This window comes from Pseudomonas indica NBRC 103045 (genome assembly GCF_002091635.1).
Classification (GTDB): Bacteria; Pseudomonadota; Gammaproteobacteria; order Pseudomonadales; family Pseudomonadaceae; genus Pseudomonas_M; species Pseudomonas_M indica.
On the sequence record NZ_BDAC01000021.1, the window covers coordinates 17,173 to 31,844 of the forward strand.

Genomic DNA, 14,672 nt, shown 5'->3' on the forward strand with positions numbered 1-14,672 from the left:
CGTAGCCAGCATGCTGCGCCGTTGGAGCAATGACCGTGCAGTGGGTTTGCACAGCCCCCGGGTCAACCCGCATTGCCTCGATGCTAGCGGGTTACCCGCCAACGGCCGGCTACGGCTGCTCAGTTTCAATATTCAGGTCGGCATCAGCACCCAGCGCTATCGCCATTACCTGACCCGCAGTTGGCAGCACCTGTTGCCGCACCAGGGGCGTGCGCTGAACCTGCAACGGATCGGCGACCTGCTCGCCGATTTCGACCTGGTGGCCCTGCAGGAGGCCGACGGCGGCAGCCTGCGTTCGGGCTTCGTCAATCAGGTGGAACACCTTGCCCACCTGGGCGCCTTTCCCTATTGGTACCAACAGCTCAACCGCAATCTGGGGCGTTTCGCCCAGCACAGCAACGGCTTGCTCAGCCGCCTGCACCCCGGGCTGCTGGAAGACCACCCGTTGCCGGGCCCGCCGGGGCGGGGTGCCATCCTGTTGCGCTTCGGCGAAGGGCCGGACGCGCTGGCCGTGGTGATGATGCACCTGGCCCTCGGCCCGCGAACCCGTACCCGCCAGCTCGCCTACATCCGCGAGTTGATCGGTGGCTACCGCCATCAGGTGCTGATGGGCGACATGAACACCCATGCCGTCGATCTGCTCGAACATTCTCCCTTGCGTGACCTGGGCCTGCTGGCGCCGCAGGTCGAGGCGACCTTCCCGAGCTGGCGGCCGCAGCGCTGCCTCGACCATATCCTCATCAGCCCGAGCCTGACGCTGGAGCGCGTACAGGTGCTGGCCCAGCCGATTTCCGATCATCTGCCGGTGGCTGTGGATATCCGTTTGCCCGAATCGGTCGGTAACGATGTATCGCTTGTCCCGGCGAGGCCTGCCGTCGAGCGAAACCATGAGTGACGACGGCCAGCGCTGGAAAGCCAAGTACCTGGAAAACCTGGAGCAACAGGAGAAGCTCGAACGGCGCTGGGATGCCCGCCTCGACCTGCTGCGCCGTGGCTTGGTGCGCAGCAGCCTTGCCGCCGAGGGCGCGGACAAGGCGGTCGACCAGTGCATGCAGGAGATGCGTGAGATTCTCCGCCGCGATGAGATCGATGCCGGCCTCTCGGCGTTGATTCCCCGTCTGGAGAAGGCGGTACTGGATTCCGAGCAGCGCCGTCAGGAGCGGGCCGCGCAGATCGTCTCGGCGCTGTCTTCCCTTGCCGGCCAGCTCCAGGCGTTGCCGTTGCCGCGCGAGGTGCGCAAGCCGCTGAAGGGTTTCACCAAGCGCCTCGAAAGTCGCGCCGGCCAGATTCGCGAGCTTCCCGCCCTGCTGGCCGAGCTGAGCCAATTGCAGCGCCAGGCCCTGGCATTGCTGGAGCGAGAAGAGGTCGAACGGCCTGGCCTGCTGCAACGGCTGTTCGGTGGGCGCGAGCGCACCTCCGAAGAGGCGGATGAGACGCTGCCGGGGACATCATCCACAGCGGCTGCCCAGGCCGATCCCACGCAGCCTGACAGCGCTGAATCATCGGCAGCCGTTGCGCCCATCGCGTCCATCGAGACACTCCGTCCGCTCCCCGCCGAGCCGGTCGAGACCATACCGCCGCGTGCCCCGCTGCTCGACAGCCTGCCGCTGTCGGCGTCGTTGCTGACCGAATCGACGCCCTCCGCTGCGGATAGCCCCGCTCCGCCTTCCGAGCCGGTCGACGCCGAGTACGCCCTGCCGCCCTCCCCCGAGCCGGGTTACAGCGCCATTGCCGAACACGTCGAGGCGACGCTGCTCGGCCTGCTCGACGAGCTGAGCCTGCCGGATCGGCACCAGGCTCAGGCCGAGGGGCTGCGCGAACGCATCCGCCATGGCCTCAACTGGTACGAGCTGGTGCCGGTGCTGGACGACGTCTCGGTACTGATGCTGGCAGTGGCCGGCGGCAGCCAGCAGGAATTCGAGCGTTACCTGAAGCAGCTCAACGAACGGCTGTCGGCCTTCCAGGAGGGCCTGCAATTTGCCCGCGAGGGCTACAGTGACAGCCTGGAGGCTGCGCGCGAGCTGGACAGCGAGCTGCGCGAGCAGATGGACGACCTGCACAGCAGCGTGCGCGACGCGGTGGATCTGGAAAGCCTCAAGCGTACCGTCGAAAACCGCCTGGACGGCCTGCTGGGCAGCATGGACCGCTACCAGCGGCTACGCGACGAGCGCGAGCAGACGATCGCCGACCGTTTGCAACATCTGGTGGAGCGCGTCGCGAGCATGGAGCAGGAGGCCAAGGGCTTCCGCGAGCACCTCGAAGAACAGCGGCAGAAGGCCCTGGTCGACCCGCTGACCGGCCTGCCGAATCGCGCTGCCCTGGATGAACGGCTGGAGCTGGAGGTGGCGCGCTGGCAGCGTTACGGCGGAGACCTGCTGCTGGCGGTGCTGGACATCGATCACTTCAAGCGGATCAACGACAACTACGGCCATCTCGCCGGCGACAAGGTGCTGAAGATCATCGCCGGAGAGTTGGCCAAACGTTTGCGCAAAACCGACTTCATCGCCCGCTTCGGCGGCGAGGAGTTCGTCCTGCTGGTGCCTTCGACGCCCCTGGAAGGGGGCCTGCAGTTGCTGGAAACGCTGCGAGCCGCCATCGAGGCCTGCCCGTTCCACTTCCGTGGCGAGCGCTTGACCATCACCCTGTCCGCCGGACTCGCCGCCTTTGCCGACGGCGAGCGAAGCGAACGGACCTTCGAGCGCGCCGACCAGGCGCTCTACCGGGCCAAGCGCGGCGGGCGCAACCGCATCGAAACCGCCTGATCAGGCAACGCTGGGCAGATACGGCCGCCAATCGCTGGGAATGCGTTCCAGACGAGGATATTGCAGGGTCTCGAGCTGCAGGCGCGGCAGCAGGAACGGCGTATGCCGCAGGGCTGGCGGGACGTGTTGCAGTTCGGGCAGCCAGAGGCCGACGTAATCGCCCTCGGGGTCGAACCGTTGGGCCTGGCGCAGCACGTTGAATGCGGCACGGCGCTGCGGATCGCTGCCCGCGCCGGCGAGATAGGCCCAGTTGCCCCAGTTGCTCGCCGGGTCGTAGTCCAGGAGGTGCTCTTCGAACCAGGCCGCGCCGTACCGCCAATCCTGCTCCAGGTCGTGGATCAGGTAACTGGCGGCGATCTGCCGGCCGCGGTTGGCGAGGAAGCCGGTGGCGGCCAGTTCGCGCATGCAGGCATCCACCAGGGGCACGCCGGTGCGGCCCTGGCACCACTGTTCGAAACGTTCGTCGAGGTTCTGCGGTGCATGTGCCGTGGCTTTCAGGCCGCCGGCGCGGAACAGCGCGTCGCCGTGGCGGACCAGCGTCCAGCGGAAGAATTCCCGCCATAGCAACTGCTGCCAGAGGCAACGGGTGGAGTCATTCCGGCCGTACTGCGCCTCGTGGCGGCGCAGCTCGGCGGCGACGCGGCGGGACGACAGGCAGCCGGTGGAGAGCCAGGGCGAGAACTTCGACGAATATTCGGTACCGGTCAGCCCGTTGCGGGTTTCTTCGTAGGTGCGTACGCCCAGGCTTTCCCACAGGTATTCGCGCACGCGCGCCTGGCCCGCGGCCTCGCCCCCGGCGAAGGGGAAGGCGCTGCCCGGCACGGCCAAGGGCTCTCCGAGGCCGAGCTGCGACAGGCTAGGCAGCGGCTCCAGCAGGCTGTCCGCTCCGTCCGGCAAAGGGGGCAGGTCGTCCGGCGCCGGTTGCGGCTGGAATACCGTCGGGCGCTGGTCCATCAGTTCGCGGAAGCGGCTGAACACCTTCGGCAAGGCCTCGGGCGGGCAGGGCAGCTCTTCGGTGCGGAACAGGCCGTTGCCGGGCTGCTCGCGCAGAGCCACCGGCCCGAGGGCCTGGCGCAGGCGAGCCATCTGCGCCCGCTCATCCGGTGCGATCTCTTCCAGGGTCAGCACTTCACGCAGACCGAACTGCTCGGCCAGCGCCGGGATGATCAGCTCCGGCGTGCCGGAGCGAACCAGCAACCGCGAGCCGCGCTGGCGCAGAGCGCCGTCCAGTGCCGCCAGGCTTTCCAGCAGGAAGCGCGTCCGGTGCACGCCCAGCCGACGGCTGCCCAGCGGGCCGTTCTCCAGCAGCGAAGGGTCGAGTACGAACAGCGGCAGCAGGCAATCGGCATCCAGCGCATCGCGCAGGGCGGAGTGATCGTCGAGACGCAAGTCCTGTTTGAACCAGAGCAATACGCGGCGCATGGTGGGTCCTCTGCATTCCGTTGGCCGGAGCCCGGCGGGATCGGCGAGCCTAGCTATAGAGCGGCCCGGTACGGCGGTCGTTCCCTTCGACCGATCGGCAGCCGCACACGCCCGCGGCGATGGTGCCCGGCAGCGTGCTGCGTATAATCCGCCTCCCCTTTGAGCGTAGCGGTGCCGCCTTGGCTTCGCCCGCTGAAGCGCCATACGGCAGGCTATGCTCGACGGAGGGTCAGAGCTGTTCCGCGCCGGTTTCGGATTCCCTGGAGTCGTATCGATGGATATCTTCGGCATCGCCGTCCTGATCTTTCTGGTAACCGATCCTTTCGGCAACATCGCCATCTACCTGGCGGCCCTGAAGAACGTCGTCCCGGAGCGGCGGGTGCGCGTAGTGGCGCGCGAGCTGCTGTTCGCCCTCGCCCTTCTGCTGCTGTTCCTCACCTTCGGCGCGAAGATCCTCAGCGGCCTCGGCCTGTCCCGCGAAGCGACGGCGATCGCCGGCGGCATCATCCTGTTCGTCATCGCCATGCGGCTGATCTTCCCCAGCCCCCAGGGCCTGCTCGGCGACCTGCCGGACGGCGAGCCCATGCTGGTGCCGCTGGCCACGCCGGCGGTGGCGGGTCCTTCCGCGTTGACCGTGTTGATGACCCTGCGCAACACCCACGAAGGGGCACTGTGGGAGCTCTACCTCGCGGTGTTCCTGGCCTGGGCGGCGACCTCCCTGATCCTCCTCCAGGCAGCGTTCCTGCAACGCTTCCTCGGCCCGCGCGGTCTCACCGCCATAGAGCGTCTCGCCGGCATGCTGCTGATCATGCTCAGCGTCGACATGCTGTTGGATAACCTGCAGAGCGTGCTACACATCGTCCCATGAGAGTCTTCCTGCTTGCCTCGATCCTCAGCGTGCTGGCCGGTTGCGGCGGGTTGCGCATCGACACCAGCCACACCTCCCAAGGCCAGGACAGCCGGGTACAGTTCGTCATCCTGCACTACACCTCCAGCGACCTGCCGCGTTCCCTGGCGACCCTCACCCACGGCGAGGTGAGCAGCCATTATCTGATCAGCGCCAAGCCACCGACCATCTACCGCCTGGTCGACGAGAACCGCCGCGCCTGGCATGCCGGCGAGAGCGAATGGCGCGGTCGGACCTGGTTGAACGCCAGCTCCATCGGCATCGAGCTGATCAGCCCAGGCTACTCCGAGACCGCCGATGGCCAGCGGCTGTGGTACCCCTATCCCGACGAGCAGATCGACGCCTTGATTCTGCTGCTCAAGGACATCGTCCGCCGGCACGGCGTACCGCCGGGCAACATCATCGGCCACAGCGACATCGCGCCGCTGCGCAAGGTCGATCCGGGACCGCTGTTCCCCTGGAAGCGCTTGGCCGATGCCGGCCTCATCGTCTGGCCCGATGCCCGCGAAGTGATCCGCTGGCAGACGCGTTTTGCCCGCGGCGGCCTGCCGGACGTGGCCTGGTTCCAGCAGCAGCTGGAGCAACAGGGCTATCGGGTACCGCGGCACGGCGAGCTGGACGAGGCCACGCGCCGCGTCATCGCGGCGTTCCAGATGAAATACCGTCCGTCGCGTTTCGACGGCGAGCCGGATGCGGAAACCGCGGGCCTGCTCGCGGTGCTGAACGGCGATGCACCGGCGGATGTGCCTCTGGCTGAGGACCCTGGACAGGGCGTCTCCATGTAGTCGCGGGAAGGTTTTTGGACGTCGTTCCTGCGCGACAGCCTGCCGCTCGGGCGGGTAGAACGGAACCCGACTATCGGTTTGTGACCGGCTGAACAGCCGTCGAGCGAACCGGGAAGTGTTTCAGGGGCCTAACAAGGTGCGCCTTGCGCTATACCTGAAAAAGGTCAACGACGTTGGGAAGCCGAGTATGTCGCACCCGATAGCGCGTTTGCGCCGAGCTTTCTATCACCCCTGGCCGATGGCCCTGCTGGCGGTCCTGTTGAGCGCCGCGGTGCTTCTGTTGGGGAGTCTCACACTCGCGGCGCAGCAGGCGAGGATGGTGGAGAGCGAGCAGATGAATGCCCGCGGCGAACGCTTCCTCCAGCGTCTGGAGCAAGTCTTCGGCCAGTTGCGCCAGGGGCTGGACCAGTTGGAGGCGCAACCGTTGCGCGGCTGCGACATCGCCATGGTCGAAACCCTGCGGCAGGTCGCCTTCAAGCATCGCTTCATCTACGAAGCGGCCTTCGTCGGCGGCCGGCAGCGTTGTTCGTCCTGGCCCCGGCAGAGTTCGCTGGGCGCCGAGCGGCCGGCGGATATCCAGGATGAAGCCTACCGCTACTGGCTGAACACGGCCTCCCAGGTCAACGATGACCTGGCGGCCCTGGTAGTGGGGCGTGGCTACTTCCGCGTTTCCGTGTCGCGCGGGCATTTCGCCGACGTGGTCGACCTGCCCGAAGGTGGCAGCCTGCTGTTCGTGCCCAAGGCCGGCGGTGCGCCGCTGCCGATTCTCGGCCCCGAACATTACTGGCCGCCCGTCGAGGGCTGGCCGCCGAAGGACGACGACGCCCTGGTGCTCACCGAGGGGCAACTGATCTACCGCATGCCGAGCCGGATTCCCCAGTACGATCTGGTGCTGGCCGTTCCGCGCGACGATCTGATGCAGAAGGTGCGCGACGGCTGGCGCATGCTGGTGCCCGGCAGCCTGATCCTGGCTCTGCTGATCGGTGCACTGGTGCTGCAACTGGTCCGTCACCGCCAGTCCCTCAGCGGCGAGCTGGAAGGTGCCCTGCACCGCCGCGAGCTGCGGGTGCGCTACCAGCCCATCTTCGACCTCGCCAGCCGCCGCTGCGTCGGCGCCGAGGCGCTGGTGCGCTGGATGCGCCCGGATGGCACGCTGGCCACGCCGGACCTGTTCGTGCCCCTGGCCGAGGCGACCGGGCAGATTCGCGACATCACCGACTACGTGCTGGAGCAGGTGCTGGAAGACCTCGGCGACCTGCTGCAACAGAATCCGCACCTGTACATCTCGGTCAACCTGGCAGCTTGCGACGTCACCGAGCCGCGCATCGGCCAGGTCGCGGCGAGCCTGCTGGCGCAATACCGGGTGCCGGCCTCGCAGATCGCCTTCGAGATTTCCGAGCGCGGGCTCACCGACATCGAGGCGGCGCGCGGCCAGTTGATGGCGCTGCGGGCGAACGGCCACCGGGTGCTGATCGACGATTTCGGTACCGGTTATTGCAGTCTGGCGCACCTGCAGAACCTGCCGGTGGACTACCTGAAGATCGACAAATCTTTCGTCGATGCCCTCGGCCACGACGCTGCCAGCAGCGGTGTGGCGCCGCACATCATCCGCATGGCCCATGCGCTCAAGCTGAAGGTGATCGCCGAGGGCATCGAGCAGGAAGCCCAGGCACGCCTGCTCGGCAGCGAAGGCGCCCACTACGGCCAGGGTTGGCTGTTCGCCCAGCCGCTGACGGCGGACAAGCTGCGGACATTGGTGGAGCAGGATATTCCGGTGATTCGCGCGGCGTAGAGCCCGTCGCAGACAGGCCCTAGACCGGCAGGGCGAGGTAGAAGATGGTGCCCTGGCCGAGGCGTGAGTGAACGCCGAGCCTTCCGCCGTGCAGTTGTGCGATTTCCTTGCACAGCGCCAGCCCCAGGCCGGTGCCGCCCTTCTTGGTGCCGATCTGAACGAACGGCTCGAAGATGCGGGCCTGCTGGCTGTAGGGGATGCCCTCGCCGGTATCTTCGACGCTGATGATCAGCCGATCGCCATGGCGACGCGCCTGCAGGCAGATTTGCCCGCCGTTGGGTGTGTGCCGTAGTGCGTTGCCAACCAGGTTGTCCAGCGCCCGCTCCAGTTGCAGGTGGTCGGCCAGCAGGCGCGGCAGCGGCGACTGCAGCTCCACCTGGAGGTTGATGTCGTGTTCGGCGGCCTGGGCGGCGAAACGCAGGCGTGTGCGCTCGAGCAGTTCGCCGACGTCGCAGGGCGACAGTTCGAGTTTCTGCTGGCCGCTCTGGTAGCGCGAGAAGTTCAGCAGGTCGTTGATCAGCCGGACCAGCCGGTGCATTTCCTCGTCCACGGTCCGCAGCAGTTCGCTTTCCCGCGCCTCCGGCGAGAAGCGCAGCCGTTCGCGGAGCAGGGCGAAGGCCATGTGCATGCCGGTGACCGGCGTGCGCAGCTCGTGGGAGGCGCGCAGCACGAATTCGTTGCGCACCCGCTCGAAGGCACGCTGTTCGGTGACGTCGCGCAGCACCATCACCGCACCCATTACGCGGCCGTCGTCGTGGCCGACGGTGCTGAGCCGCCAGTTCAGCAGGCGGGTGTCGCCATCCACCTGGATTTCCAGATCCTGCAATGGTTTTTCCAGCGGCTGGTTGTTCAGCACTTGCTGCACGGCTTCGTCCAGTTCGGCATGGTCCAGGGCCGCGCCGAGGGATTGGCCGATGTGCTCCGAGGTCCAGCCGAGCTGGCGCTGGGCCACCGGGTTGGCGTGTTCCAGGCGGCCCTGGCGGTCGATGATCAGCAGGCCGTCGTCGATGCTGTCGAGCACCGCTTGCAAGCGCCGCTGGCCACTGCTCAGGGCCTCGACGTTGGTCTGCTTGAACAGGCTCAGGGCCTCGGCCATCAGGCCGAAGCGACGGATGAACGACGACAGCTCAGCTTCGGGGGCGATCGGCAGGGTGATCTGGAAATTGCCCTGGCCGATCTCATCCGCCGCATGGGCGAGCTGTTCGATGGGCGCGCTGAAGCGACGTGCGAAGCTGTGAGCGGTGACGAAGCCGATCAGCAGCACGGCGACCCCGACGATGCCGAGCAGACCCGCGACCAGCAAGGCGCGTTCCCGCGAATGCGCCTCCATGACCAGTACGTTGTCGATGCTCTGCTGCTGCACGTCGATCAGGCTGCGCTGCAACGAGCTGATCGCCTCTGCGAACGCGGCGTCGTCGAGAATCTCCCGGCGTCGCTGGGGCGGCTGGTCGAGTACTTCCAGCAACTTCGCGTAGTTGGCCGCTACCGCCTGGTAATGGTTGTAGCGTGAGTCGTTGCGCGATTCCTCCAAGGCCACGCTCAGGTAGTCCTGGAATTCGCGCTGGGCCTCGTGCAACGCATCGAAGTCCGGATGCTCGTTGAGCAGGATCACCAACTGGTCGGTGAAGGCCTGGCGCAACTGGATGCCATTCTTGATCGTCCCGTAGTTCTGGTTGATCAGCTCCTTCTGCGAGTTGGCCATCTGTACCACCCCGGTCAGGCCGAGGATGAGCCCCAGGAGGGCTACCGTCATCAGGGCTGAAATACTGAGGAACAGTCGGGTACGCAGCTTGACCGGCAGGTGTCTGTTCATAGGCCGTACTGCTTGCGTTTGCGGTACAGCGTAGAGGCATCGATGCCGAGCACTTTCGCCGCCTGCTCGAGGGTCTCGCTGGTGGCGATGACTGCCGCGATATGGGCTTTCTCCAGTTCTTCCAGGCTCATGGATTCACCCACCCGTGGCGCATTGTTGCTGGGCTGCTCGGCGAGCCCGAGGTGGCTGACCTCCAGCCACTCCTGTGGACAGATGATGCAGGCGCGTTCGATCACGTTGCGCAGCTCGCGCACGTTGCCCGGCCAGCGATAGCTGCCGAGCGCTTCCAGCGCCCGCTCGCTGAACCCCCGTGCGGGCCTCGAATAGGTTTTGACGAAGTAGGCGAGAAAGCGTTCGGCCAGGGCCACGATGTCTTCCGGCCTTTCCCGCAGCGGCGGCAGGTTCAGCGTGATCACATTGAGGCGGTAAAGCAGGTCCTCGCGGAAGCGTCCCTGGCTGACCATTTCCTCCAGGTTGCGGTTGGTCGCTGCGAGAATGCGCACGTCGGCGCGACGGGTGACCGGATCGCCGACCCGCTCGTATTCCTTGTCCTGGATGAAGCGCAGCAGCTTGGGCTGCAGCGTCAGCGGGAAGTCGCCGATCTCGTCGAGGAACAGGGTGCCGCCGTCGGCCTGGTTGACCCGGCCCAGGGTGCTTTCGGTGGCGCCGGTGAAGGCGCCGCGGCTGTGGCCGAACAGTTCGCTTTCCATCAGCTCGGCCGACAGCGACGGGCAGTTGATGGTCATGAAGGCCTTCTTGGCGCGGCGGCTCCAGCCATGGATGGCGCGTGCCAGCTCGCCCTTGCCCGAGCCCGACTCGCCGAGGATGAGAATGTTGGCATCGGTAACCGCGACCTGGCGGGCGGTCTCCAGCACCGCCATCATGGCCGGACTGTTGGAGTTGAGGGTATCGCTGGGGCGATGCAGCTCGCCTTCCAGGGCCTCCAGGCGCGCCGCCAGCTGGCGCATCTCCAGTTGCTTGGCGGCCGCCAGGCGCAGTTGGTCCGGGCTGCACGGCTTGACCAGGTAATCCGCGGCGCCGGCCTGCATGGCGTCCACCGCGGTGTTCACCGCGGAATGGGCGGTGATGATGACCACCCGCATCCAGGGCGCCAGGTTGCGCATTTGCTGCAACACATCCAGGCCGTTGTCGGCCCCGAGGCGCAGATCGAGAAAACAGAGATCGAAGACCTGGCGCTGCAACAGCGCTTCGGCCTGTGCCGCACTGCTGGCGGTGGACACGCTGTAGCCCTGGTCTTCCAGGCAGTAGCGGAAGGTCCGAAGAATTGCCGCTTCATCGTCCACGAGCAGGATGCGCCCGCCGGTTTCCAACATCGACTCCATAAGACTTCTCCCTAAAACGGCATGTGTCAGCCCCGATACCTTCAGCGAGGCGGGGTCTTGTAGGACAGGATTATTAGTCAACGGGAAGTCCGTGCAAGTTGCACGACAGTTTCCGCTCAATCCTGCATCGTGCATGGCCTCTGTGTCTGCTGGAAATCCTAAGTCATTGAAATTGCGTCTTTTTGAAGCTGGCACAGGGCTTGCGAAGGAAGAGACAGAAACCCAGGTTGCAGACTGCTCGAAGGACCTTTTCATGGCAGACCCACGCAAGCCCACCGATCGCATCGCCGCAGCAGCACAGACGGCCGCCGGCTCGACGAACGACCGGGCCTGTGTGTTTGCCAATCGAGAAGCCGACCTGTGCACCCGTTACCTGACGGCCTGTCGTGCGGCTTCGTCCCGCAAGCCATGGCGAGGGGCCCGCCGTTCGATGCAATCGGCACGGCGAGCGGGATTCGATGTACCGAGGCTGTACCGGGACGCCCTGGCCGACAGTGCACGGGAGCGGCAAGGGAACGCCCGGTGCAGGACCCACCGGTGCCGGGACCTTTGATAACCCTTCAGGAGAAACAGCCATGACCCGAACCACAGCGCAATTGAACGAGCTGATCGAGATCACCCGTGATGGCGAGCGTTTCTACCAGCATGCCATCGAGGAAGTGAAGGACACCCGGCTGCAAAGCCTGTTCCGCGACATGGCCCAGGCGAAGACCGAGGTGATCCAGGCCTTGGCGGTGAAAGTCGCGGCGAATCATGAACAACCGGCGCAGGGCGGTACCGCGCTAGGCAAGCTGCGCGAAGTCTATGCCGATACGCGCGCGACCTTGGCGAAAGACGAGAACGGCGCCTACATCGCCCAGTTGGAAGCCGCGGAGGATCGCATCGTCCATGCGTTCGAAGATGCGCTCGAGAGCGCCGAGCCCGACGTGCGCGCCCTGCTTTCCGTGGAAATGCCCAAGGTCCGTGCCTGCCATGACCGCATGCGCAGCCTGAAACAGAGCCTTGGATGAGCTTCCTGGAATAGGGATGTTCCAGGCTTTTATTCGTGCAATTTGCAAGATCGAAAAATATTCAATCGTGCAAATTGCCTGGAAGTTACTTGGCTAACGATACATAAGTCATTGATCTTATTCCGGAAAAGCATTAGCCGTGATTGGCATAAGCGATGCAGCAAACACTATCTGCCTTTTATGCGGCCTTGGCCGGAGTCCCATATGGCTGGGAGGAGATTCAGGATGAAACAACGCCAATCCAATGAAGGTCTATTGCTCAAGAGCGTTATTGCTGGACTGGCAGTGCTGCTGATCCAGGGCAGTTTCGGGACGGTGACGGAGCGTTTTCAGGAAAGCCGGAACCCACAGCCCCTGCTTCAGCCGCAGATCCAGCAGCAGCTGCAGATTCTGCAATCGCAACTGCGGTCGCAGACATCGGGCATCCAGCATGCGGTACCGGTTCTGGAGCGCGAGCCCCAGACGCAAGCCTGGAGCGAGCTGCCCCGCCGACAGAGCTGGGTGTTCTGATGTCAGAGATGAGCGCCATCCTTCCCAGGATCGGCACGCAAGGATGTTCTGAAAAGGTTCGCCCGCGAACCGCTTCGGAACAGGCCGGGCACCGGCACTCCGGTCCCGGTGGCCGTCGGTGGAGCTTCGGTTCCGCCTGACGGGGCGGGCACATTGGCGTGCCCGGGGAAACCGTACGGTTTCCTTCACCAACCCGAGAGGAGAATCACCATGTTGAGCTGGGCTATTACCTTTCTGATCATTGCCATCATCGCCGGGGTACTCGGCTTCGGTGGTATAGCAGGTACAGCCACCGGCATCGCGAAGATCCTGTTCGTGCTGTTCCTGGTGCTGTTCGTCGCGTCGTTCATCTTTGGCCGCATGAGGGGGCCACGTTGAGAGTGAAACGGCCGCAAGCGCTGCTGGCCGCTCTATTGCTGAGCGCCAGCGCGGTTGCCCACGCTGCCGACACGGATGCCGAGTTCCGCCTCAACGAGGTGCTGACGGACGAGGAATACCGCGAGACCTGGCAGGAGCTGGTCGAGGACGAACTCCGGCTGCCGGAATGGGTCATGAACCTGACCGGCAAGGGATCGCCGATGAAGGCAGTGGAAAGCAAGGACGGCAAGTACCTGGTTGGCCGGCTCTGCGATGAGCAGGATTGCTTCCATCAGCGGCTCTACGTCGCGTTCAGCTGGGACAAGGACAAGGTTTACGCGCTCTACGTCCAGGTACCGCAGGGCATGCCTGCGGACAAGGCGCCCAGCCGGCATGCCAGCTTCCGCTGGCTGGGCGAGCCGGACGAAGAGCAGAAAAGGCTTCTCGACGAGCAGTTGAGGGCCGATCCGGATTGGCATTGATATCCCCCGACAAGGGGTAGACCAAGGGGCCGGGTTGCTTTGAATGCGTCAGGTTCGAAGCGACCTAGGGGTACAGGGAGTACCTCCGTCCGACGGGCCGGGTCTGGCGAGCGCTGCTACCGGGGCCGCGACAGGTCTCGCGCCCCGGTGGGCAGTGCGTAGCAATCTGCTTCCCTCCTTCTGAACCCGCACGCCGGCACGGTGGGTGACCGTTGCGTCGCCGGGCCGCTATCATCCTCCGCACGGTTTTCGGGGGATCATCATGCTCAACGGCCTGTGGCTCGGCTTCTTCCTGGTGGCGGCGTTGGCCGCGCTGGTGCGCTGGATCGGTGGGGACCCCACGGTCTGGGCGGCGTTGGTGGAAAGCCTGTTCGCCATGGCCAAGGTCTCCGTCGAGCTGATGGTGGTGCTGTTCGGCACGCTGACCCTCTGGCTGGGGTTTCTGCGCATCGCCGAGAAAGCCGGCTTGGTGGACCTGCTGGCCCGCCTGCTCGGCCCGCTGTTCGCCCGCCTGATGCCCGAGGTGCCGCGCGGGCACCCGGCCCTGGGCCTGATCACTCTGAACTTCGCCGCCAACGGCCTGGGGCTGGACAACGCCGCCACGCCGATCGGCCTCAAGGCGATGCGCGCCTTGCAGGACCTGAATCCGAGCCAGACGGTGGCGAGTAATGCGCAGATCCTGTTCCTCGTGCTCAATGCCTCTTCGTTGACGCTGCTGCCGGTGTCGATCTTCATGTACCGCGTCCAGCAGGGCGCCGACGATCCCACCCTGGTCTTCCTGCCGATCCTGCTCGCCACCAGCGCTTCCACCCTGGCCGGCCTGGTCAGCGTGGCCATCGTCCAGCGGCTGCGGCTGTGGGACCCGGTGGTGCTGGGCTACCTGGTTCCCGGCGCCCTGCTGCTCGGCGCCTTCATGGCCCTGCTCAGCACCCTGTCCGCCACGGCCCTGAAGGAACTGTCCAGCCTGCTCGGCAACCTGACCCTGTTCGGCCTGATCCTGGCCTTCCTGCTGGTCGGCGCCCTGCGCAAGGTGCCGGTCTACGAGAGCTTCGTCGAAGGCGCCAAGGAAGGCTTCGATGTCGCCCGCAACCTGCTGCCCTACCTCGTCGCCATGCTCTGCGCGATTGGCGTGTTGCGGGCTTCCGGCGCCCTGGACTACGGCCTCGATGGCGTTCGGGCGCTGGTCGAGTGGTTCGGCTGGGACACCCGCTTCGTCGATGCGCTGCCGACCGCGCTGGTCAAGCCGTTCTCCGGCAGCGCGGCGCGCGCCATGCTGATCGAGACCATGCAGAGCCAGGGCGTGGACAGCTTCCCGGCGCTGGTGGCGGCGACCATCCAGGGCAGCACCGAAACCACCTTCTACGTGCTGGCCGTGTACTTCGGCGCGGTCGGCATCCAGCGCGCCCGTCATGCGGTGGGCTGCGCCTTGATCGCGGATGTCGCCGGGGTGCTGGCGGCGATCGCTATCTGCTACTGGTTCTTTGGCTGA

Annotated in this window: 13 protein-coding genes; 10 read left to right on the top strand and 3 right to left on the bottom strand. The window is 65.7% G+C overall.

Going from position 1 to position 14,672, the window contains the following annotated elements; translation table 11 throughout:
• The first annotated feature begins 10 nt into the window (after nt 1-10).
• The gene (locus PIN01S_RS20835) at nt 11-895 is read left to right on the top strand and encodes an endonuclease/exonuclease/phosphatase family protein (RefSeq protein ID WP_169715860.1); all 885 of its coding nucleotides are present in this window, start codon (nt 11-13) and stop codon (nt 893-895) included.
• Nucleotides 888-2,762, top strand: coding sequence for a GGDEF domain-containing protein (locus PIN01S_RS20840; RefSeq protein ID WP_084338571.1), 1,875 nt, complete (start codon nt 888-890; stop codon nt 2,760-2,762). The genes PIN01S_RS20835 and PIN01S_RS20840 overlap by 8 nt, the downstream gene beginning before the upstream one ends.
• Here PIN01S_RS20840 and PIN01S_RS20845 read toward each other — a convergent pair whose 3' ends face one another.
• On the bottom strand, nt 2,763-4,184 hold the full coding sequence (locus tag PIN01S_RS20845; protein WP_084338573.1) for a DASH family cryptochrome: 1,422 nt from the start codon (nt 4,182-4,184) through the stop codon (nt 2,763-2,765).
• 274 nt (nt 4,185-4,458) lie between these two features.
• On the opposite strand from PIN01S_RS20845, the gene PIN01S_RS20850 reads away from it, so the two are divergent.
• The 3 genes from PIN01S_RS20850 (at nt 4,459) to PIN01S_RS20860 (ending at nt 7,668) form a co-directional block, all read left to right on the top strand.
• Nucleotides 4,459-5,052, top strand: coding sequence for a MarC family protein (locus PIN01S_RS20850; RefSeq protein ID WP_084338575.1), 594 nt, complete (start codon nt 4,459-4,461; stop codon nt 5,050-5,052).
• A complete protein-coding gene (locus PIN01S_RS20855; RefSeq protein ID WP_084338577.1) occupies nt 5,049-5,876 on the top strand; it encodes an N-acetylmuramoyl-L-alanine amidase in 828 nt (275 codons plus the stop codon). The genes PIN01S_RS20850 and PIN01S_RS20855 overlap by 4 nt, the downstream gene beginning before the upstream one ends.
• A gap of 187 nt (nt 5,877-6,063) precedes the next feature.
• Complete coding sequence (locus PIN01S_RS20860; RefSeq protein ID WP_084338579.1) at nt 6,064-7,668, top strand: EAL domain-containing protein; 1,605 nt, start codon at nt 6,064-6,066, stop codon at nt 7,666-7,668.
• A gap of 19 nt (nt 7,669-7,687) precedes the next feature.
• Here PIN01S_RS20860 and PIN01S_RS20865 read toward each other — a convergent pair whose 3' ends face one another.
• Nucleotides 7,688-9,481 carry an ATP-binding protein gene (locus tag PIN01S_RS20865; RefSeq protein ID WP_084338581.1) on the bottom strand — a complete coding sequence of 598 codons (1,794 nt, stop codon included), beginning with the start codon at nt 9,479-9,481 and terminating at the stop codon, nt 7,688-7,690.
• Nucleotides 9,478-10,824 carry a sigma-54-dependent response regulator transcription factor AlgB gene (gene algB, locus PIN01S_RS20870; RefSeq protein ID WP_084338583.1) on the bottom strand — a complete coding sequence of 449 codons (1,347 nt, stop codon included), beginning with the start codon at nt 10,822-10,824 and terminating at the stop codon, nt 9,478-9,480. Before algB ends, PIN01S_RS20865 begins: the two co-directional genes overlap by 4 nt.
• 575 nt (nt 10,825-11,399) lie before the next feature.
• Between algB and PIN01S_RS20875 the strand changes: the two genes are divergently transcribed.
• The 5 genes from PIN01S_RS20875 (at nt 11,400) to PIN01S_RS20895 (ending at nt 14,672) form a co-directional block, all read left to right on the top strand.
• The gene (locus tag PIN01S_RS20875) at nt 11,400-11,834 is read left to right on the top strand and encodes a PA2169 family four-helix-bundle protein (RefSeq protein ID WP_084338585.1); all 435 of its coding nucleotides are present in this window, start codon (nt 11,400-11,402) and stop codon (nt 11,832-11,834) included.
• A 225-nt stretch (nt 11,835-12,059) separates the two neighbouring features.
• On the top strand, nt 12,060-12,344 hold the full coding sequence (locus tag PIN01S_RS20880; protein WP_084338587.1) for a hypothetical protein: 285 nt from the start codon (nt 12,060-12,062) through the stop codon (nt 12,342-12,344).
• A gap of 210 nt (nt 12,345-12,554) precedes the next feature.
• Complete coding sequence (locus PIN01S_RS20885) at nt 12,555-12,722, top strand: DUF1328 domain-containing protein (protein WP_084338589.1); 168 nt, start codon at nt 12,555-12,557, stop codon at nt 12,720-12,722.
• Nucleotides 12,723-12,724: 2 nt separating this feature from the next.
• Nucleotides 12,725-13,183 carry an inhibitor of vertebrate lysozyme family protein gene (locus PIN01S_RS20890; RefSeq protein WP_084338591.1) on the top strand — a complete coding sequence of 153 codons (459 nt, stop codon included), beginning with the start codon at nt 12,725-12,727 and terminating at the stop codon, nt 13,181-13,183.
• A 262-nt stretch (nt 13,184-13,445) separates the two neighbouring features.
• Nucleotides 13,446-14,672 (top strand): nucleoside recognition domain-containing protein, encoded by a 1,227-nt coding sequence (locus tag PIN01S_RS20895; RefSeq protein ID WP_084338593.1) that lies wholly within the window; start codon nt 13,446-13,448, stop codon nt 14,670-14,672.

Excerpts from the sequence above, each read along its gene's own strand:
- PIN01S_RS20835 (WP_169715860.1), top strand. The coding sequence starts at position 11 with ATGCTGCGCCGTTGGAGCAATGACCGTGCAGTGGGTTTGCACAGCCCC.
- PIN01S_RS20840 (WP_084338571.1), top strand. The coding sequence starts at position 888 with ATGAGTGACGACGGCCAGCGCTGGAAAGCCAAGTACCTGGAAAACCTG.
- PIN01S_RS20845 (WP_084338573.1), bottom strand. The coding sequence starts at position 4,184 with ATGCGCCGCGTATTGCTCTGGTTCAAACAGGACTTGCGTCTCGACGAT.
- PIN01S_RS20850 (WP_084338575.1), top strand. The coding sequence starts at position 4,459 with ATGGATATCTTCGGCATCGCCGTCCTGATCTTTCTGGTAACCGATCCT.
- PIN01S_RS20855 (WP_084338577.1), top strand. The coding sequence starts at position 5,049 with ATGAGAGTCTTCCTGCTTGCCTCGATCCTCAGCGTGCTGGCCGGTTGC.
- PIN01S_RS20860 (WP_084338579.1), top strand. The coding sequence starts at position 6,064 with ATGTCGCACCCGATAGCGCGTTTGCGCCGAGCTTTCTATCACCCCTGG.
- PIN01S_RS20865 (WP_084338581.1), bottom strand. The coding sequence starts at position 9,481 with ATGAACAGACACCTGCCGGTCAAGCTGCGTACCCGACTGTTCCTCAGT.
- algB (WP_084338583.1), bottom strand. The coding sequence starts at position 10,824 with ATGGAGTCGATGTTGGAAACCGGCGGGCGCATCCTGCTCGTGGACGAT.
- PIN01S_RS20875 (WP_084338585.1), top strand. The coding sequence starts at position 11,400 with ATGACCCGAACCACAGCGCAATTGAACGAGCTGATCGAGATCACCCGT.
- PIN01S_RS20880 (WP_084338587.1), top strand. The coding sequence starts at position 12,060 with ATGAAACAACGCCAATCCAATGAAGGTCTATTGCTCAAGAGCGTTATT.
- PIN01S_RS20885 (WP_084338589.1), top strand. The coding sequence starts at position 12,555 with ATGTTGAGCTGGGCTATTACCTTTCTGATCATTGCCATCATCGCCGGG.
- PIN01S_RS20895 (WP_084338593.1), top strand. The coding sequence starts at position 13,446 with ATGCTCAACGGCCTGTGGCTCGGCTTCTTCCTGGTGGCGGCGTTGGCC.